General features: G+C 37.9%; 20 protein-coding genes. 3 read left to right on the top strand and 17 right to left on the bottom strand.

The window, feature by feature from the left end; translation table 11 throughout:
- Positions 1–13: 13 nt before the first annotated feature.
- Positions 14–1,120: a CobW family GTP-binding protein gene (locus QUE18_RS03110; protein WP_009203914.1), complete on the bottom strand. Its 1,107-nt coding sequence runs from the start codon at positions 1,118–1,120 to the stop codon at positions 14–16.
- A 195-nt stretch (positions 1,121–1,315) separates the two neighbouring features.
- Here QUE18_RS03110 and QUE18_RS03105 point away from each other — a divergent pair, with 195 nt between their 5' ends.
- On the top strand, positions 1,316–2,386 hold the full coding sequence (locus QUE18_RS03105) for an iron-containing alcohol dehydrogenase family protein (RefSeq protein ID WP_009203915.1): 1,071 nt from the start codon (positions 1,316–1,318) through the stop codon (positions 2,384–2,386).
- Positions 2,387–2,467: 81 nt separating this feature from the next.
- Here the strand turns inward: QUE18_RS03105 and QUE18_RS03100 are convergent, their stop codons facing one another.
- Positions 2,468–2,926 carry a PaaI family thioesterase gene (locus tag QUE18_RS03100; RefSeq protein ID WP_009265244.1) on the bottom strand — a complete coding sequence of 153 codons (459 nt, stop codon included), beginning with the start codon at positions 2,924–2,926 and terminating at the stop codon, positions 2,468–2,470.
- A gap of 145 nt (positions 2,927–3,071) precedes the next feature.
- On the opposite strand from QUE18_RS03100, the gene QUE18_RS03095 reads away from it, so the two are divergent.
- Together QUE18_RS03095 and QUE18_RS03090 are read left to right on the top strand one after the other, a co-directional pair.
- Positions 3,072–3,497, top strand: a complete 426-nt coding sequence (locus QUE18_RS03095) for a hypothetical protein (RefSeq protein WP_015530731.1) — start codon at positions 3,072–3,074, stop codon at positions 3,495–3,497.
- 203 nt (positions 3,498–3,700) lie between these two features.
- Positions 3,701–3,901, top strand: coding sequence for a cold-shock protein (locus tag QUE18_RS03090; protein ID WP_008394287.1), 201 nt, complete (start codon positions 3,701–3,703; stop codon positions 3,899–3,901).
- A gap of 142 nt (positions 3,902–4,043) precedes the next feature.
- On the opposite strand, the gene QUE18_RS03085 is transcribed toward QUE18_RS03090, so the two are convergent.
- The 15 genes from QUE18_RS03085 to pknB form a co-directional block, all read right to left on the bottom strand.
- A complete protein-coding gene (locus tag QUE18_RS03085; RefSeq protein WP_009203916.1) occupies positions 4,044–4,739 on the bottom strand; it encodes an HAD family hydrolase in 696 nt (231 codons plus the stop codon).
- 1 nt (position 4,740) lies between these two features.
- On the bottom strand, positions 4,741–5,538 hold the full coding sequence (locus QUE18_RS03080) for a Cof-type HAD-IIB family hydrolase (RefSeq protein WP_015530730.1): 798 nt from the start codon (positions 5,536–5,538) through the stop codon (positions 4,741–4,743).
- Between the two features lie 236 nt (positions 5,539–5,774).
- The gene (gatB, locus tag QUE18_RS03075; RefSeq protein ID WP_009203919.1) at positions 5,775–7,214 is read right to left on the bottom strand and encodes an Asp-tRNA(Asn)/Glu-tRNA(Gln) amidotransferase subunit GatB; all 1,440 of its coding nucleotides are present in this window, start codon (positions 7,212–7,214) and stop codon (positions 5,775–5,777) included.
- Positions 7,215–8,687 carry an Asp-tRNA(Asn)/Glu-tRNA(Gln) amidotransferase subunit GatA gene (gatA, locus tag QUE18_RS03070; protein ID WP_009203920.1) on the bottom strand — a complete coding sequence of 491 codons (1,473 nt, stop codon included), beginning with the start codon at positions 8,685–8,687 and terminating at the stop codon, positions 7,215–7,217.
- A gap of 10 nt (positions 8,688–8,697) precedes the next feature.
- The gene (gene gatC / locus QUE18_RS03065) at positions 8,698–8,991 is read right to left on the bottom strand and encodes an Asp-tRNA(Asn)/Glu-tRNA(Gln) amidotransferase subunit GatC (protein WP_008394280.1); all 294 of its coding nucleotides are present in this window, start codon (positions 8,989–8,991) and stop codon (positions 8,698–8,700) included.
- Positions 8,992–9,116: 125 nt separating this feature from the next.
- Positions 9,117–9,521, bottom strand: a complete 405-nt coding sequence (locus tag QUE18_RS03060) for a hypothetical protein (RefSeq protein WP_009203921.1) — start codon at positions 9,519–9,521, stop codon at positions 9,117–9,119.
- A 136-nt stretch (positions 9,522–9,657) separates the two neighbouring features.
- Positions 9,658–11,043, bottom strand: a complete 1,386-nt coding sequence (locus QUE18_RS03055) for a glycoside hydrolase family 32 protein (protein ID WP_009203922.1) — start codon at positions 11,041–11,043, stop codon at positions 9,658–9,660.
- A gap of 1 nt (position 11,044) precedes the next feature.
- The gene (locus tag QUE18_RS03050; protein WP_008394277.1) at positions 11,045–12,952 is read right to left on the bottom strand and encodes a PTS sucrose transporter subunit IIABC; all 1,908 of its coding nucleotides are present in this window, start codon (positions 12,950–12,952) and stop codon (positions 11,045–11,047) included.
- 29 nt (positions 12,953–12,981) lie between these two features.
- On the bottom strand, positions 12,982–14,373 hold the full coding sequence (locus tag QUE18_RS03045; RefSeq protein ID WP_009203923.1) for a family 43 glycosylhydrolase: 1,392 nt from the start codon (positions 14,371–14,373) through the stop codon (positions 12,982–12,984).
- Positions 14,374–14,591: 218 nt separating this feature from the next.
- The gene (locus tag QUE18_RS03040) at positions 14,592–15,569 is read right to left on the bottom strand and encodes a LacI family DNA-binding transcriptional regulator (protein ID WP_008394275.1); all 978 of its coding nucleotides are present in this window, start codon (positions 15,567–15,569) and stop codon (positions 14,592–14,594) included.
- Positions 15,570–15,596: 27 nt separating this feature from the next.
- Positions 15,597–16,103 carry a gamma carbonic anhydrase family protein gene (locus tag QUE18_RS03035; RefSeq protein WP_008394274.1) on the bottom strand — a complete coding sequence of 169 codons (507 nt, stop codon included), beginning with the start codon at positions 16,101–16,103 and terminating at the stop codon, positions 15,597–15,599.
- A 3-nt stretch (positions 16,104–16,106) separates the two neighbouring features.
- A complete protein-coding gene (locus tag QUE18_RS03030) occupies positions 16,107–16,598 on the bottom strand; it encodes a hypothetical protein (protein ID WP_008394273.1) in 492 nt (163 codons plus the stop codon).
- A gap of 11 nt (positions 16,599–16,609) precedes the next feature.
- Positions 16,610–17,245: a thiamine diphosphokinase gene (locus QUE18_RS03025; protein ID WP_242852731.1), complete on the bottom strand. Its 636-nt coding sequence runs from the start codon at positions 17,243–17,245 to the stop codon at positions 16,610–16,612.
- Positions 17,245–18,120, bottom strand: a complete 876-nt coding sequence (gene rsgA / locus QUE18_RS03020; RefSeq protein WP_009203925.1) for a ribosome small subunit-dependent GTPase A — start codon at positions 18,118–18,120, stop codon at positions 17,245–17,247. Before rsgA ends, QUE18_RS03025 begins: the two co-directional genes overlap by 1 nt.
- Before the next feature lie 27 nt (positions 18,121–18,147).
- Entirely contained in the window at positions 18,148–19,989 is a 1,842-nt protein-coding gene (gene pknB / locus QUE18_RS03015; protein WP_009203926.1) for a Stk1 family PASTA domain-containing Ser/Thr kinase, read from the bottom strand.
- Positions 19,990–19,992 lie beyond the last annotated feature (3 nt).

The following is a 19,992-nucleotide window of genomic DNA, read 5'->3' as shown; positions in this document are numbered from 1 at the left end:
TTCCTCCTGTTATTTAAAAGAATAAACCTTCTAATTCATCTTCTTTTAATTTAGATCCAATGACACAGATTCTTCCTGTGTAATCCGCACTTCCTTCACGGATTTCATATTCCCCTGGAACAAGGTCAAACTGAACCCATGATCCGTCTTCTGTCTGTAAAATACCTTTGGATCTTAAGATCATACCATAGCTGTCATCTTTGGATAATTTCTGTAAGATCGTATCCAGTTCTTCCTTATTATATTTCTTAGGTGTTTCTTTGCCCCAGCTTGTAAATACTTCATCTGCATGATGATGGTGGTGGTGATCATGGTCATGTCCACATCCACAGCTGCATTCTTCATCATGATCGTGATGATGATGATGTTCATGATCATGGTCGTGGTCGTGATCATGTCCGCATCCACAGCTGCATTCTTCATCATGATCGTGATGGTGATGTTCGTGATCATGTTCGTGATCATGGTGTCCACCGCACACAGGGCAGATTTCCTCTTCTTCTAATAATTCTTTGACCATATCATTTCCATCTTCCATAACTTTTAAGATCTGTTCTCCAGAAAGCTCATCCCATGGTGTTGTGATAATCGCAGCTTTTTCGTTATGTTCACGAAGCAGTGCTACACTTTCATTTAATTTATCTTCTGCTACATCTCCTGTACGGCTTAAGATGATGGATCCTGCATATTCTACCTGATTATTATAGAATTCACCGAAGTTCTTTATATACATCTTGCATTTCTTTGCATCTGCAACTGTCACAAAGCTGTTTAAGTCTAGTTCAACATCTTCCGCAACACCTTGTACAGCTTTGATAACGTCTGATAATTTACCAACGCCTGATGGTTCAATGATGATACGGTCTGGGTTGTACTGTGTGACTACTTCTTTTAATGCACTTCCGAAATCTCCAACTAAAGAACAACAGATACATCCAGAATTCATCTCTGTTACTTCAATCCCTGCGTCCTTAAGGAATCCTCCATCGATACCAATCTCGCCAAATTCATTCTCGATCAGTACGACTTTCTCTCCTTTTAATGCTTCTTTTAATAATTTCTGGATCAGAGTTGTTTTACCTGCTCCTAAAAATCCTGATATGATATCAATCTTTGCCATTTTATATTACCTTCCTTTATGTTCTATTCTTATCTTTCCTGTCACCTTAGACTTTCCGTTTTTTTACTTTTGAAAAAAGCAGAAAACTTAAGGTTAGGGAACAAATATATTTTACTACTTCCATAATATTTGTCAAAACATTCTTTCAAGAGTATAATGAAAAAAATTAACAAAACGGAAGGAGTTATATGACTTATGAGAAAATACTACCCAAATTACTCCATTGGAACCGACGCATATGCCGACATCCCTATGGTATGTGAAAAATACGGAACAAAAGCTGTGATCATCGGAGGAACACATGCCTTGGCTGCCGCTGCCGATTTGATCAAAGAAGCTGTTGCTGACAGCAATATCATGATCACCGGTGTCTTTGAATACGGTGGTGAAGCCAGTCGTGAACACATAGATGAATTAAATTCTCATCAAGAAGTTATTGATGCTGATATGATCTTTGCATGTGGTGGCGGAAAAGCGATTGATACTTGTAAAGTATTGTCACAGGAAAGCAACCGACCATTCTTTACATTTCCAACGATTGCTTCTACTTGTGCTTCTTGTACATCACTTGGTATCATCTATCATCCAGATGGTTCACTTCGTGAATATTCTTTCCAGGAGAAACCTTCTGAATGGATCTTTATCAATACACAAGTGATCGCCAATGCTCCTGAAAAGTACCTGTGGGCTGGAATTGGTGATACAATGGCTAAATTTTATGAATGTACAACCAGTGCTCGTGGTGATAATGATCTAGACCATAGCACTTCCATGGGCGTCCAGATCAGTAATCTTTGTGCCAGACCATTAGTAAAATACGGTGTAGAAGCCTTAGAAGAATGTCGAAATCATACTCCTGGAAAAGCTCTGGAAGAAGTCATTCTTGGAATTATCGTTTCTACTGGTTTTGTATCAAATCTTGTTGGAATTGATTTAAATACTGGACTTGCACATGCCTGCTATAACGGATTTACTGTATGTAAATCTACCGAAGAACATGGACATCTCCATGGTGAGATTGTTGCTTATTGTATCCTGATCTTATTAAAAGTTGATCATCAGGAAGAGGAATTTAAGAAAATCTATGAATTCTCCAAGAATATGGGATTTCCTGTGAAACTTGCGGATATTCATGCGACGATTGATGATATGGATGCTGTGATCACAAAGGCTTTATCTGGAATTGATGTACGTGTATGGCCTTATGAAGTAACTCCTGATATGATCCTTGATGCTGTAAAAGAGATCGAGCAAGTTGCTTTATAAAATAACTTTATCAAGGGGATTCCCTTGGAATTTCCTATGATATAAAAAGGATATTGGTGTCACGATCAATATCCTTTTTCTTTATTTTTCTGTATTAAATTTCTTAAATGGCCGCGGTGTCATAAATGTCCCGCTGGCGCTTCCGACGAGTTCTTCTCCTACATAGGCTTTTCCAACAAAATTCATGATCGTTTTTCCTGTGGACACTGCTTCTACCTCTGTTCTTACGGTTGCTCCTGTTGGTATTCCTTTTAAAAATGTTGTAGAAAGCTGCACCGTTGGGGCTACACTATAATCGCCCAATCCAGCAGTCAATGTTCCAAATGCAATATCAAACATCCCTGCCAGAGAACCTCCAAACATGATTCCAAATGCATTTTCATGAAACTTTGTGGCCTCGAACGTCATGGTTAAACTTTTGGTATCATAGTTAAAATCTGTGACAGTTCCTTTTAATTCTTTAAATATTCCATGTTTATTGATCTCATCTAACTGCTCCATTCTTTTTCGGATCTGCTTCTCAAAATTTTCTTTGCTCATCTTTTTCTCCTGCTTATTATTTCTTTTCACCATAAAATCGATGTATGTGGATTTCATTTTATGTCTGCCATTTTATCATATTTCCACTTTTATGTATAGAAACTGTTATATGGAACATCCTATGAACAAAAGGAGTTTTACAATTATGGATAATGAAAATTTATTAAACAGTATTTATCAGAACATTGCAATGGTTTTAGAAACCATTCCTGAGATTCGAAAGGTCACAACAGACTGTGATTTTAAGGCTTTGATCATCAGCCAGGAAGAAGAATATCAAAATTTATCAGATTCTATAAAAGATACGATCACTTCCAATGGTGATTCTACAGAAGAATTAAATGATCTTTTGAAAACATATTCTGAATGGATGACCAAATTAAAGGCTATGTCTGATAAAAATGTCAGTCATCTTTCTGAAATGTGTATTCAGGGATATACGATGGGAATGATCAAAGCAATCCAGAAAAATCATCTTTACTGTGATGCCTCCAAAGAAGCAAAACATTTCGGTGACAAACTTATTTCTCTTCACGAAAAAAGTATTCAGGATTTAAAAAAGTATTTGTAATCGTTAAGTTGTTGTGCTATGATTAATCTTGTTATTGATAGATTTTAATGTTCACGACCGATACGGATGCATTCATTTATTTCTATGAATGCATAAAGCAAGTAACGGTTCGTGGACTTTTTCTTTTTTATAAAGATTTTTATTGAAACACCTGTCATTAACAGTTACATGTATTTTTTATTTAAGAAAGTAGAGGTACCCAGATGAGTAATGGTACAGTAAAATGGTTTAACGCAGAAAAAGGTTATGGATTTATTTCACAAGAATCTGGAGATGATGTATTTGTTCATTTTTCTGCAATTCAGGGAAAAGGATTTAAGACTTTGGAAGAAGGACAGAGTGTAAGTTTTGAGATTGAAGAAGGACCTCGCGGAAAACAGGCATCTAATGTAACAAAGTTGTAATTTGAATGCGTTGTTCAATGCATATAAAAAAACGAAATAATAGGATAAAAGTTCTAAATCTTTTATCCTATTATTTCGTTTTTCTCATATACATGGACAACTATTCAAACTACCACATGTGTGTATGTTAGACGGTGTTGAATTATAATTTTTTTATATATTCAAATAATTCCTGTCCACTTGTTACTTCTACGTCTGGAACGATATCTCCTTCTGGCATTGGGCGGTTTCTGTGGTTGAACCAGATGACATGCCAGCCAGAATTCTTGGCTCCTACGACATCTATTTCAAAGGTGTCTCCGATAAACCATGTTTCCTCTGGATCAAGCTTCATTTCTTTTTGAACGGTATGAAATGCTTTGACATCTGGTTTTGCAGCTCCAATGCTGTCTGAGATGAACATTGTTTTAGGGTTGAACCAGTGGTCTGATCCTAATGTCTCTAATTTCTTTCCCTGATTCTTTGTTGTTCCATTCGTTAAAATTCCGATTCTGTAATTTTCTTTGCAATGATCAAGGATCTGTTTTGTAATTTCTGGTACCTGAATATGCTTTTGGTAATAACGGTATCGTTCTTCGAATTGTTTTGCCTCTTCTTTGCTGACTTCTACTCCAACATCTGCATATGTTTTCTGGACACGATATGCAAATTCTTCGTCTTCAGAGATTTTTCCTTCTCTTGACATACAGAATGCTTCATCACTGTAGGTTCTTGATGCTTCAAATAATTCCTCACAGTCTGCATCTGTGCGGGCTGCCATCAGTTCTTTGTGGGCTTTTTCAAATGGTTCCATTAAATTATATAATGTATCATCTACATCAAAAATAATATTCTTCATCTTAGATCAATCCTAACTTCTTAAGTGCCATTGTAATTCCTTCTTCTTTGACAGTTCCTGTTACCATAGATGCAACTTCTCCTACTTTCTCACTATGACGTCCCATCGCGATTCCTGTTCCAACTGCCTGCATCATTTCTACATCGTTATCTGCATCTCCAAATGCATATGTGTCTTTCTTGTCAATTCCAAGTTTCTCGATCAGTTCTGTGATCGCATCTCCTTTTGTTACACCTTTTAATGTGATATCAATGAAATTTTCGCGAACATGTTTAGCGCAAGTAAATACATCTTTAAATTCTTCTTCAAAATCCTTCTTCACCTGAATATCCTTGTAATTCATAACAAGTTTGCTGATGTGAGTGTTTTTTGTGCGGAATTTCCATGGCGCATACCATCGTTGTGGCAGATTAAAAAGTTTGCAGTGATTTTTGAAAAACTCTTCATCCATATGTAGATAATAACTGATATCTCTTGTCTCAAAATGAATGATCGTATCTCTTGGGAAATATTCGTTAACTACCTGAAATACCAATTCATCTGGAATACAGATATCTCTGATCACTTCTCCCTCAACTTCTGTATGTGAACCATTACATGTGATTGCTCCCATAAATTTATCAATATCCATCTCTAAAAATCGCTGTGTTCTTCCTGAGCATAACATTGTCAGATATCCATTTTCTTTTAATTTATTCAATGATTCTACAGTTGTTGGTGTTGCTGTTTTAATCTCATCTACTTCATCAACTGTTGTTCCATCATAGTCAAAAAATACGACACCTTTGTACTTTTTCATAATTTTGTTTCCTCCCATTTTATTCATTTCTTATTTTCTCTATATATAATACACACTTTATTTTACTTTCTACAGCTTTTAATTTCAAGATTTTACCAATAAAAAATACCAGGTGTGTGTATGTTTGAAAAAAATGCATAAATCAGAAAAAGACACTTCTATCTTCTCTTGATAAAAGTATCTTTTTCACTACTATGCAATTCTCAAGGACTTTAAGGCCTCTTGGAATGCTATGGTTACATATTATCTAAAATCTCGGTTAAGATCTTATTAACGATTCCAGGGTTTGCTTTTCCCTGTGTCGCTTTCATTGTCTGTCCTACTAAGAATCCGATAGCTTTCTTCTTACCAGCTTTGTAGTCTTCGACAGATTTTGGATTATTTGCTACGATCTCTTCGATCGTTGCTTTTAATGCTCCTTCATCATTCATGGATTTTAATCCATGTTCTTCTACGTATGCTGCAGGATCAATATCTTCTTTGAATACTTTCTCGAAGACTTCTTTTCCTACGCTTCGGTTGATCTCATTGTTCTTAATCATCTCGATCAGTTTCGCAAGATGTTCTGGCTTAAATGATACATCATCGATATCCATCTCTGATTCATTGACCAGACGGATCGTCTCTCCCATTAGCCAGTTAGAGACTTCTTTTGGCTCTGATCCAAGTGCGATCGTTGCTTCGAAGATATCTGCAAGGTGTTTTGATCCTGTGATTATGTCGATATCATAATCTGGAAGGTCGTATTCTTCTTTATAACGGACTTTCTTCTCATCTCTGAACTCTGGCTGGGCATCTCTTACTTTGTCCATCCATTCATCACTGATCTCAATCGGTACTAAGTCTGGATCTGGGAAATAACGATAATCCTGTGCGTCTTCTTTGGAACGCATTGCATAAGATGCTCCCTTCGTGTCATCCCAACGTCTCGTTTCCTGTACGACTTTCTCACCTGCTTCGATCAGGTCGATCTGACGTTCCATCTCTCCTTCAATGGCTCTCTTGATAGCTTTGAAAGAGTTTAAGTTCTTCATCTCTGTACGTGTTCCAAATTCTTCCGCTCCCACTTCACGGACAGATAAGTTCACGTCAGCTCTCATGGAACCTTCCTGTAATTTACAATCTGATGCACCTAAGTACTGAATGATCAGGCGTAACTTTTCAAGATATGCGATAACTTCATCTGCAGAACGCATATCTGGTTCTGATACGATTTCAATCAATGGCACTCCAGAACGATTAAAGTCTACTAAAGAATCTCCTGTCCATGGATCATGCACTAATTTACCTGCATCTTCTTCCATATGGATCTCATGGATTCTGATATCTTTCTTCACCCCATCTACATCGATCTCTACTTTACCATTTCGACAGATTGGTAAATATAACTGAGAGATCTGATAGTTCTGTGGATTATCTGGATAGAAATAGTTCTTACGGTCGAATTTACAGTTCTGTGTGATATCACAGTTTGTTGCAAGTCCAACTGCCATCGCATATTCTACCACCTGTTTATTCAACACTGGTAATGATCCTGGCATACCTGTACATACAGGACATGTGTGTGTATTTGGTGCTCCTCCGAATGCTGTGCTGCATCCACAGAAGATCTTTGTCTTTGTTGCTAATTCTACATGGACTTCAAGTCCGATGACTGTTTCGTAATTCTTGCTCATCTATTTAGCCCCTCCTTTAGCAATTGCTGGAGCTTCATATGCTCTTGTCTGCTCAAATGTATATGCTGCCTGAATGATCTTCTTCTCATTGAAGCAGTCTCCGATCAGCTGAAGTCCGATCGGCATTCCATTTTTGTCCTTACCACATGGAAGAGAGATTCCTGGAAGTCCTGCAAGGTTGACAGAGATCGTATAGATATCTCCTAAATACATCTTGATCGGATCACTTAAGCTGTCTCCTAATTTTGGAGCTGTTGTTGGTGCAACTGGTCCTAAGATCACATCGTATTTCTCAAATGCTTTGTCAAATTCTTTCTTGATCAGTGCTTTTGTTCTTAATGCTTTTAAGTAGTACGCATCGTAATATCCTGAACTTAATACGAATGATCCTAACATAATACGACGTTTCACTTCGGCTCCAAATCCTTCGGAACGAGTCTTCTTGTACATGTTGTGAAGTCCTTCGTAGTCTTTGGCTCTGTATCCGTATTTGACTCCATCAAAACGGGATAAGTTAGAACTTGCTTCTGCTGCTGCGATAACATAATATGCTGGAATTGCATATTCAACTAATCCAAGGTCGAATTCTTCTACGATCGCTCCCTTTTCTTCTAATGTTTTTGCTGCTGCTAAAACGGCTTCTTTGACTTCTTCATCAAGACCTTCTCCAAAGTAATCCTTTGGAATACCGATCTTCATTCCTTTGACATCGTCTTTTAACGCTGATGTAAAGTCATAAGATTCTAATCTGACAGATGTAGAATCTTTCTCGTCGTGAGATGCGATCGCTTCTAATAATGTTGCACAGTCTGTCACATCTTTTGCTAATGGTCCGATCTGATCCAAGGATGATCCGTAAGCGATCAGTCCGTAACGAGATACTGTTCCATAGGTTGGTTTGATCCCTGTAACACCACAGTAAGATGCTGGCTGTCTGATAGATCCACCGGTATCAGATCCTAACGCCATGAAACATTCGTTAGCTGCAACAGCTGCTGCTGAACCACCTGATGATCCACCTGGTACTTTCTCTAAATCCCATGGGTTCTTTGTCACACCATATGCAGAAGTCTCTGTTGTACTTCCCATGGCGAACTCATCCATGTTTGTCTTTCCTAAAAATACAACTCCTTCTTTGATCAGGTTCTCAACTGCCTGTGCGGAGTATGTTGGTACAAAGTTCTCTAAGATCTTAGAACTGCATGTTGTTATATATCCCTTTGTACAGATATTATCCTTAATTGCCATTGGAACTCCAGCTAATGCTCCTGTGTAAGTCCCGTCATCGATTCCTTTCTGTACTTCTTCGGCTCTCTTTAATGCACTTTCTTCATCGTAAGAGACATATCCATGTACATCACTTTCGACTGCCTTGATCTGTTCAAGTGCTGCCTTTGTTGCTTCTACAACTGTGATCTCTTTGTCTTTGATCTTCTTGCCTAATTCTACGGCAGTTAATTCTAAAATGCTCATCTTCTGCCTCCTATATGATCGTCTTTGGCACGACAAAGGCGTTGTCCTGCGCTTCTGGTGCGTTCTTTAATGTGTCTTCGCTTCCGTCTCCATTCGTTACCACGTCTTCTCTGAATACATTCTTCACTGGAAATACGTGAGACATTGGTTCTACACTGCTTGTATCTAGTTCGTTTAATTTATCTACATAGTCGAGCATGCTTTCCATATCTTTCTTGGCCTGTTCTTTTTCTTCGCCAGATAATTCAAGCTTTGCTAAAATTCCGACATATTCAATCGTTGCATCATCAATATGATTTGCCATAAGTCTTCCTCCTGTTAAATTGCCTATAGAGTTAATGTTACCATAATTTTTATCTTTTTAAAATATAAAAATGAACAAAAGTCTGCCGTTTTTTCTTAAAAATGACAGACTTTTGCTTACTTTTTTTAAAAATTTAATCCATTCAGGATCTGATTTATAAAATCTTCTATGTGAGTGAATGCCTCTGGTACAAGATCTGCTAAAAATGACAACAGATAAAGAATAAAGACGATCACCGCCCACTTTCCTTTTTTTGATCTCTTCTTTTCTTTTTTATTTTTATAGGTTGATATTTTCCTCTGTGTCTTCATTGACTGCGTCTTTGTATTCTTGATATTTTTAAAATCTGGATGTCGTTTTTCATCATGAATATATTTTGGCTGAGAAGTCTTTTTGTCAGTCGTTAATATATCCCAATGGCCATCTTTTAATATTCTTGACCGATCTAAGCGATTAAAATCATAACCACACATTGGGCAGACACCATTTCTTAACTTTTCTTCACAGATTGGACATTTCTCGTATTTCATAGGCCCTGCTTTCTTACTGATTCGTTTTTATCTTATGGAAATGGTATCATATAATCTTAGTGTTTTCAAGAATTGCTCAACTTTATCTGTTATATATCAACAAAAAAATATGGCAGATTTCTCCACCATATCTTTTCTAAATTAAATTAATTTCCACATTTTCTGGAAATGCACGAAGGGTCATTGTATCTTTTCCATCATTTAGATAAATTTCAATAAATGTATTATCATAATATATCTCAATGTTTTTGAGTTCTTCTGACATGGAAACTTCTCTTTGAATTCCGTATTCTGTACTAAACTGATGCTTAAGTGTACTTCGGTCTGCAACTATATGTCCTGCTGCCCAGTCAATCTTAATACTTAGATGATCTTCTTGATCTCCGATCTGAATTTCTGAGATCTGTTTATCTGTCAGATTGATATACCATGTATCTTCTTCTGGTTTAATTCTTTTACTGTCTATATCAAGATGTGCATATTCATTCTTAATATTTTCTGGCACTTCCTGGCATAACTTTCCTTCTTTGATCGTTAAGAACCTTGGCATTGTCAGACTATGGATCCACATATCTTCTTTTGCATATGGGAGTTCCTGTACCCCACACCCAAGCCACGCAAACATCATTGGTTGTCTGTCTTTTCCATAGAATGCCTGTGGTGCATAAAAATCAAATCCTTTGTCGATCTCATCAAATGATTCCACATGAAATGTTTTATCTTCAAGATTTAACTCTCCGATAAAATATACACTGGAAAACTCATTGTGAAAACGTTCTCCCATTGGTGTACGTCCCATTAATGATAAGAATAAAACATCTTTTCCATCTATTTCAATGTAAGATGGACATTCATACATATAACCAAGCTCCAGGTCAATTCCTGTCAGTTCAATATTTCCCTGATATACCCAGTTTTCAAGATCTGTACTCTTATACAAAATCAATCTTGCCTGCCCATCGGTGCTTCCACCACCTAAAAGCATCCAGTATGCTCCTTCTTTTTCAAAGACAAATGGGTCTCTGATCTCCCCGATCAGTCCTTCTGGCTGTTCATCGATGATCGGATTGTTTGGAGATTTAAGAATTGTACCATCACTGTTCATAACTGCCATTGCCTGTTTTGGGATCTTTCCCTGTTCTGTCTTATAGTTTGCTGTATAATAAAGATAAAGCTTACCATCTGCTTCTATGGAATTTCCTGAATAACATCCATTTTTCTCATATTCCTGATCTGGAATGAGCATCTGATCAGACCGTTCCCATTTTATGAGATCTTCCGAGATCACATGTGCCCAGTGTTTCATTCCGTGTTCTGGTCCAAATGGAAACCACTGATAAAACACATGGTATTTTCCTCCAAAATACGCCAGTCCATTTGGATCGTTCACTAGTCCACATGGGGGATGAATATGATAGGATGGATGCCGTGGAGTATCTTTACAATACTCCATAAGCTCCTTTAAATATGCTTCATGGCTTTTTTGGATCGGTGTATATTTTTCTACATCTAAAAATTTCATATTATTCCCCGATCACGTCTTTTCCTGCTTTGACATTGATTCCTGTCTTAAATGCCACAGGTGTCTGGTTACCTTCATCCGTTTTGACAAATACGACGACTGGATTTAATCCTTTTGCTTCAATCTTTGCTTTGTCAAATTTGAGAATTGGCTGACCTTCCTTCACGTGTTGTCCTTTCTTTACAAGATATTCAAATCCTTCTCCATTCATGGATACTGTTTCGATTCCTACATGGATCAGAAATACACTATTGTTTGTTGTTCGGACACCGATGGCATGTTTTGAAGCTTCCATCACTGTACAGATTTCACCTTCTGCCGGCGCTAAGACTGTTTCACTTGTTGGGATGATCCCCACCCCGTCTCCTAATACTTTTTCAGAGAAGATTCCATCTTTTACATCTTCAATCGCAATAACTTTTCCGTCAACAACTGCTTTGACTGGTACTTTCGCTGTCTCATCAATTGTTAATGCAGATTCAGCTTCTTCCTCTTCTTCACCATGTGGAACACCTTTTGTTTTATTATAAATAACGATCAGTACGATTGGTACGATAAATGCGATCAGGTTTCCAATGACATAAAATACTAATTTATTTGGTACTACGATCAGAAGTCCTAATATTCCTGTTAATCCCTGTCCAATGGCTCTTACGCCTGCAAGTTTCATGAATGCTCCTCCACATCCAGCTCCTAAGCAAGAACATACAAATGGGATCACGGAATATTTTAAGTTTGCAGCAAAGATGGCTGGTTCTGAAATTCCTACTAATGTTGGAATGAAACTTGACATTGCGATATCTCTGTCTTTAGAATGTTTCTTCGCTAACAAGTACATTCCGATGGCTCCACCACCCTGTGCAATGATCGATACAGACCAGATTCCCTGAATGTAGTTAAATCCTGTCGTAGCGATCAGATTTGCTTCAATTCCCTGAATCGCCTGATGTGTTCCTGTAACTACTAATGGCTGTAATAACGCTGCAAAGACAAATGCTCCAAATGCTCCGAAACTGTTGTATAAAACATCGATCACTGCTGCTAATCCGTTACCGATCATATTTCCAACTGGTCCGAATACTGTAAATAATGCTACGTTTGCAAAGAAAATAGTAATTGTTGGTACGAATACAAATGATACCACAGCTGGTACATATTTCTGTGCAATCTTTTCTACTTTAGACATAAACCATGCGGTTAAGATTGCTGGGAATACTCCACCCTGGAATGCAACTTTTGCAATTGCTAATGGTCCGAAATGCCAGTAACTTGCGGCAGATGGGTCTAATACGAATGTATTACGGTTTACAAGATCTGGATGTACCATAACGATTCCGACTAAGATACCAAGGATCGGATTCCCACCGAATCGTTTGACAGCACTATACATTACAAGGATTGGCAGATAATTAAATGTTGTTGCCATGATCGCTAAGAATTCTGCAATATCTGCAACAAGTTTGCTCTGATCTGCTAAGGATCCCTCTAATCCAAATAATCCATTGGCTGTCAATAATGCTTTGACACCAGTCAGGATCGCTGCTGCAACGAATGCTGGAATGATCGGAATAAAGATATCAGAGAATACTTTGAATCCCTGCTGTAATTTTCCCATCTTGCTCATTCCTTCTGCCTTGGCATCAGACTGAGACATTTCTTTGACACCTGTTAATTCAATAAATGCATCATAGACATTGTTAACTGTTCCTGTTCCGAAAATGATCATCAGCTGCCCACTATTAAATAAGACACCTTTAACACCTTCGATATTCTCTAATGCTTTACGGTCATATTTTGTTTCATCATTTAAAATCAGGCGAAGTCTTGTCACACAATGTGTCGCACCTTTGATGTTACTGATCCCACCAACGTGATCTACCACATCTTGTGATATTTTTTTGTAATCCATCTATACTTGTCTCCTTTATTTCTCTCTTTTTATTTGTTTATTTTTGTTGCTATTTTTGTGTTTTTTGCTTCTAGTGTACCATCTGTCACTGTCAGTGCCAATCCATTTCCTGGATGATCACATAATCTTGCATTTAATGCCGTTCCATTAATATATAATGTTGAAATATCCTGGTCTATGATCAGACAGATTTCATATTCTTTGTCTGCTTCCAATTTGATCGGACGCTCAAGTCCAATGTTAAAGCACTGATACCATGGATAATTTGGACATTTGTTAAAGACAACTTTATTTTCTTCCACAAAGAATCTGTATTCATATGAAACTTCTGTTTCTTCATCTTTGTAAAATCTGATAGAAAATTCTTTCGTTCCTTCTTCAAATTTTACAGTGGTTTTGAATGCTGCGATGCTTCCTGTATCTTCACAAAGAAGTGTTTCTTCTTTTGTGTCAATCGTTTTCATACAAGGGTTAAATAAATCTTTCCAACCATCGAATGCTTCCATCATCTGGTCTACCGGTTTTACCCCAAGTGTTCCATCTTCTTTCTGGAATACTTCGTGTGGCACGAAAGTTCCTCCCCACAAGTATGCGTTCTTGTCATCGTTATCGATTCTTGTTGGCACCCATCCAAAAAGTACTCTTCGTTCTCCATCAAATGCTGTACGTCCTGCATAGTATGCTCTACCGTCAAATGCATCATCAAATGGTGCTTCCCAAGGCCCGTATAGGTTCTTGCTTCTTCTGTAATGGATTTTATTACCCTCACTGTATTCTGAGAATACAAGATACCACCAGTCTCCCATCTTAAAGATCTCTGGCATCTCAAACATTGTGTAGATTCCTGGTGCCCAGAAATCTCCTTTAAATTCCCATTTCTTTAAATCTTTTGATGTGAAATGTACGAGACGTCCTGTCTGTTTTCTCTTATCTTCTCCCTTTCTTGCTCCAAGGATCAACAGATATTCTTCTCTTTCCTCATCCCATAGGACAAATGGATCTCTCCAGTTTCTCTTATCATATCCTTCCTGTGGAGGAATCTCTAATGCTTCTTTCGATTTCTCCCATGTGATCCCATCTTTGCTTGTAGCGTGAAGCAATGTCTGTGATGTCTTTCCTGCCTTTAAGAATTCTCTATTATATCCTGTATAAAATGCATGAAATCCTGCCTCTGTTTCAAAAACACTTCCTGCATAGATGAACTGATCTGCTTCTTCATCCGTTCCACGCTTTAAGCTTTCTCCATAGTCTTTGTAATCTACAAAATCTTTTGTTGTTGCTAATGCCCAACCGAATGGTTCTCCAAAAGGTCCTGGATTTCTTGTATCTCTCTGATGATATACATAAAACTGACCTTCTTTTCCATAAGGCATAATATCTCCTACCCAAATACCTTCTGGCTGATAATATAACTGATACATAATTTAATCCTTTCTTTGATTTACCTTGTTGCTTTCTATGGCTTTATTATATGTCAATCGTTTTCATATGTCAATCGTTACCATATTAATTTTTGCACAAAATATTTGGGGGATTTTTGGTAGTTTTGCATAAAACTTATCTTATTTTGTACGTTCTAGCATATTTTTAGGCATCAAAAAAGGAAGAGTAGTATTTTCTCTTCCTTTTTTATTCTCTGTTATGTTGTCTGTCCTTCCAGTAATTTTACTGGAAGATCCATACAGCTTTCTGCTGTTTTTCCTTCAATCAGATCGATCAGCTTATCCACCGCTACCTTTGCAATCTGTTTAACTGGCTGCTGGATCGTTGTCAGTTCTGGAACAAATCCTAAAATCTGCTTTGTTCCATCTACTCCGATGATCTTTAGATCTTTCGGAATATTGATTCCTTTTTGCCTTGCGACATGAAGTGCGATCACTGCAAGCGAATCATCTCCTGCAAAAATACCGTCAATCTCAGGGTGTGCATTTAACATATCATAAATAAGTTTTTGCTTCTCCACATTCTCCATGATGAACGGTACTTCTAAAATCATCTGAGGAAGCCCTACTTTCTCCATCTCTTGAATATAAGCCTGACTTCGATTGTTACCTGGCATCTTTAATTTACTGTTTCCTCGGATACATAAAATGTGCTGACATCCTTTATCGATCAAATGTCTGGTTGCCATCTGCCCTGCTGCATAGTTATCACATGAAACGACTGGAATATGTTCTCCAAGATAACGGTCAATTCCTACGACTGGCATCTTTAACTTGGAGTATGTCTCTACGACTGCGTTATGTGTTCCAACGATCATTCCATCTACCTGATTGCGTCTTAGCATATCAATATAGGCTTTCTCTGTATCCATCTGATTTTTGCTGTTACACAGAAGCATCTTATAATTTTTCTGTGATAAATAATATTCTATCTGTTCTACAACTTCTCCATGAAATGGTGATGTTACAGTAGGAACGATAACCCCGACAAAATACGTTCTGTTATTTAACAACGCTCTGGCAATCTCATTTGGATAATAATTGATCTCTTCCATAGCATCATATACTTTTTTTCTTGTTTCTTCGCTGATGTATCCTCGGTTATTTAATACCCTGGATACTGTTGTGGGAGAAACTCCCGCTACTTTTGCCACATCTTTTATTCCAGGTTTCATTCCATACCTTCCATTTCTAACTGATTCTTAAAGTATCCCATCTTCTCGAAGCAGCTTTCCTACTTCTACATATTCTTCTCTGCTTCCCTCAAGATATTTGATCTCGTCCTCTGTCAATGTACGCTTGACTCTTGCGGGACTTCCCATAACTAAAGATCTATCTGGGATCACTGTATTTTGTGTTACAAGACTTCCTGCCCCGATCAAGCAGTGATTACCGATCTTTGCTCCATTCATAACAACAGATCCCATCCCGATCATGGAATTATCTCCGATCTGGCATCCATGGATCACGCTGTTATGTCCAACTGTCACTCCATCGCCGATTTTTACACTATTCCCTTCATCTACATGGATCGTACAATTTTCCTGTATATTACTCTGATTTCCGATCACAATGGACTCTTCTCCTTCACAGCGCATTGCTGTAAAGAACAGTACCGTAGATTCTTCTCCTATAGTAATATTCCCAACTAAAACAGTTTCTTTTGCTACTTTTGCTGAATCAGCGATCTTTGCCTGTTTGTAATTCATGTTCTATCTCCCGATATTCTTCTTATTGCTCTTCTGAGAGTAGTTCATTCTTCCTTCTTTCCAACCCTTCTTGTCTGTCTTATCCCAGTCTAGGTTGTCTCCGAAGATATATCTTGTCATCCATAATAAGCTGACCGTTGGAACCACTACCCATAATACTCTGTATTCAAGTTCCATTAAAAATGGTAAAAATGCCAGTCCTGCTGCGTGGATCAGTAAGATCACTGCCCATGCGATGATCAGCCAGTAACCGATCTTAAATGCTTCTGGCATATCTCTTCCCATTTCTTTTCCAAAATAAAAACGTTCTGCTGATAAAATGGCGGCAGCTAATACTGTCATGATCACACACATTTTATAGAATACGTTACCATCCATATATTGTCCTAAAAACATTCCGATCAATGATACGATAAACATCAGGATCAGAACAGCCCAGAGAACCTTTTCAAGCTTACTTGTTACTTTGTTTGTTGTTACTTTTTCTTTCTTCATCTTGTATAACCTCAATCTCTACTTTCTATCAGAAGCAGTTTTCCTTCACTAAATGAAATGATTCCTTCTTCTGCTTCTAATTCATTACTAATCGCGAGCGATTGCTCAAACACTAATGTATGGTCTTTTAATGGATATTTAAATCCTGTTAGTGTGACACCTCGTGCCTCATATATTGGTATCAAGGATACATATTTACCAAACTGGTCTTTCTTTGATATTGTATCTTCATGATTTAAAACCCTGATACGATTGTTTGCATCAACAAGTTCTGCCTTCACACCTTTGCTGTGTGCGTAAAACAACTGTCCGAAATTGCCCATAACATGATCGAGTCTTGTTCCAGTTCCACCTATCATAAGGATTTCATCTGCACCTGTCTCAATTGCTTTTTGTATTGCAAGTCCTGTATCAGTATCGTCTTTTTCACATGGTACGATAATCTTCTTGTCTGTTGAAAATTCTTGCATTATATCCTTATTGCAACTGTCAAAATCACCTAAAATAATATCTGGTTTTATATTCAGTCTCTTAGCATAAAGCAGTCCTTTATCAGCTGTAATAACCTGATCTGGGTTCCATTTACTGATATAGTCTTTCGCGAAATTTTCTTCGACTGTTCCGCCTGTTAAAATCAATACTCGCATTACCATTTTCTCTTTTCTTTTAGTTCTGTATAAATATTTACATAATTATCATAACGGATCTTTGAGATCTTTCCTTCTTCCAATGCCTTTTTCACTCCACAGTCTGGTTCATGTGTATGACTGCATCCCTGGAATCGGCATTCATCTTCATATGGTGCGAATTCCTGAAAATAGTCTTTGATCTCATCTTCTTCAAACATATGAATGAATAAAGAACTAAACCCTGGGGTGTCTAGGACATACGTATCTTTCTCGATACGTATCAGCTCTGAATGTCTTGTTGTATGACGCCCTCGCTTGATCTTCTCACTGACTTCCCCTGTTTCCATCTGTGCCTCTGGCTGCAGAAGGTTCATCAAAGATGATTTTCCGACCCCCGATGGTCCAGCAAGAACCGTCGTCTTACCGTGGATCAGTTCCCTGATCTCGTCAATTCCTTCTTCTTCCTTAACGCTGATAAAACGAACGATATGTCCACAGTTTTCGTAGACTTTCTCTAATAATTTCAGTTCTTTTTCTTTTGCAAGATCTACCTTGTTAAAGCAGACGATCACAGGAACATCCTGTTTCTCCATCATCATCAGAAAACGATCTAACAGATTATAATTTGGCTTTGGATTCTTTGCTGCAAATATGATCAGTGCCTGATCTACATTTGACACAGCCGGACGGATCAGCTCGTTATGTCTCTCATAGATCTTTGTAATATTTCCTTCCTGCTCTGTCTCATCTAAAATATCGATTTCTACATTATCTCCGACTAACGGTTTCATCTTCTTGTTTCGGAAGATTCCCTTTGCCTTACATTCATATAATTTATCTTCTGTCTGTACGTAATAAAATCCTGCGATTCCTTTTATGATCTTTCCTTGCATGAAATATCTCCTGCACCTGCTTTTCCTTTATTCTTCATCTGTTGTTGTTGATTCTTCATCCGCTGTTGTCGCTGTCTGACGAGGTCCAAGACTGACATAGATCCCAACGGCTGTTCCCTTCTTAACCTTGCTTCCAGAACTGATCCTCTGACGAATGACAAGTCCTTTTTCCACACTGTCACTATATTCTGTTAAAACACTTCCCAATGATAATCCGACTCTTTGCAGTTTCTGACTTGCTTCAGATTCCGTGTAATAACGAAGATTTGGAACGCTGACCGTCTGATCTTCCTTCTTGCCTTTGCTGACTGTGATCACAACAGTTGTATTTTTCGAAACTTTACTTCCATGTGATGGAGTCTGAGAGATAACTTCTCCTTTCGCAACATCATCACTGTAAGCTTCTTTTATTGAGACTTTGAGTCCTGCTGCTTTTAATTCACTCTGTGCACCAGACTTTGTCTTACTTCGCACATCAGGTACTGAAACTTTATCTTCAATCTTCTGTCCTTTGCTCACAACTAACTTGATCGTTTTTCCTTCTTCTAATTCCGTATCGCTTTCTGGATCTTGCTGCATGACCAGTCCTTTTGCATACGTATCGGAATATTCTTCTGTCACGTTGATCTTGAACTTGTTATCAATCGCCTCTCTAGCTGCTTCTAAAGACAATCCGATATAATTATCAACTGTATATTTTTCTGTAGTATTGTGATGTTTGGCTTCTGTTGTTGCTGCGATCGTACTTTGTGTTGTTGATTTTCCTGATTTGAATAATCCAGAACTTTTGACAACAAATACGACAATAGAAATCAAAATGATCGCACCTACCACTGCTGCAAGAACAATGACAAGTTTCTCGATCTTTGAGTTCATTCCTGTTTCTTCTTCCTCATCATCCTCTTCCAGATATGCATTGCTATCTGAATCTTCCACAGGCTGTGTGTCATCATTTGTCTGGATTCTCTGTGTCAGTTCGTTCTGATCGATCATGATCGTTGGAGAATCATCAATCGTTGGAACAATTCCCACATATTCACCAGAAGTATCTTCAAACACGAGTTTCAGATCTGCGATCAATTCATCTGCTGTCTGATAGCGGTCTTCTGGCTTCTTCATTGTACATTTTAAAATGATCTTCTCTAAACTGTCTGGAATTCCATCTCTGACCTGACTTGGCGGTGTGATCTCATTCTGCAGATGCATCAATGCGATCGTTACACCATTTTCATGATCAAATGGCACATGTCCTGTTACCATCTCATACATCGTGATACCTAAAGAATAAATATCACTTTTTTCATCACAGAATCTTCCTTTTGCTTGTTCTGGAGAAATGTAATGCACAGATCCCATCGCTGTTGCTGTTGATGTAACGGTATTGCTACTTGTTGCCTTCGCAATTCCAAAGTCTGTGACCTTTACATTCCCAATCTCTGAAACTAAAATATTCTGTGGTTTAATATCTCTATGAATAATATGATTCTTATGGGCATGTGAGATCGCTGACGCGATCTGCAGGGAAATCTCTACCGTCTCCTTCGGAGATAAATACCCTTTTCTTCGGATATATTCTTTCAGAGTCATCCCTTCTGCAAGCTCCATAACAATATAATTGATCCCATCTTCAATTCCAACATCGTATACATTCACGATATTAGGATGAGACAGCCTTGCAACTGCCTGTGCCTCTGTCTCGAATTTCTTTAAAAATTTCTCATCTTCTACGTATTCACTTTTTAAAACCTTCACTGCGACGTTCCGGTTTAATTTATGGTCTTTCGCCATATAAACGTCTGCCATTCCACCGCTTCCAACGCGCTTTAGCACTTCATAACGGCCTGACAGCATCGTGCCAATCTCTAACATCTA

Source organism: Anaerostipes hadrus ATCC 29173 = JCM 17467 (assembly GCF_030296915.1).
In the GTDB taxonomy this organism is placed as follows: Bacteria; Bacillota; Clostridia; order Lachnospirales; family Lachnospiraceae; genus Anaerostipes; species Anaerostipes hadrus.
Note: the sequence above shows the minus strand (reverse complement) of the source record. Positions and strands in the feature narration are given on the sequence as shown.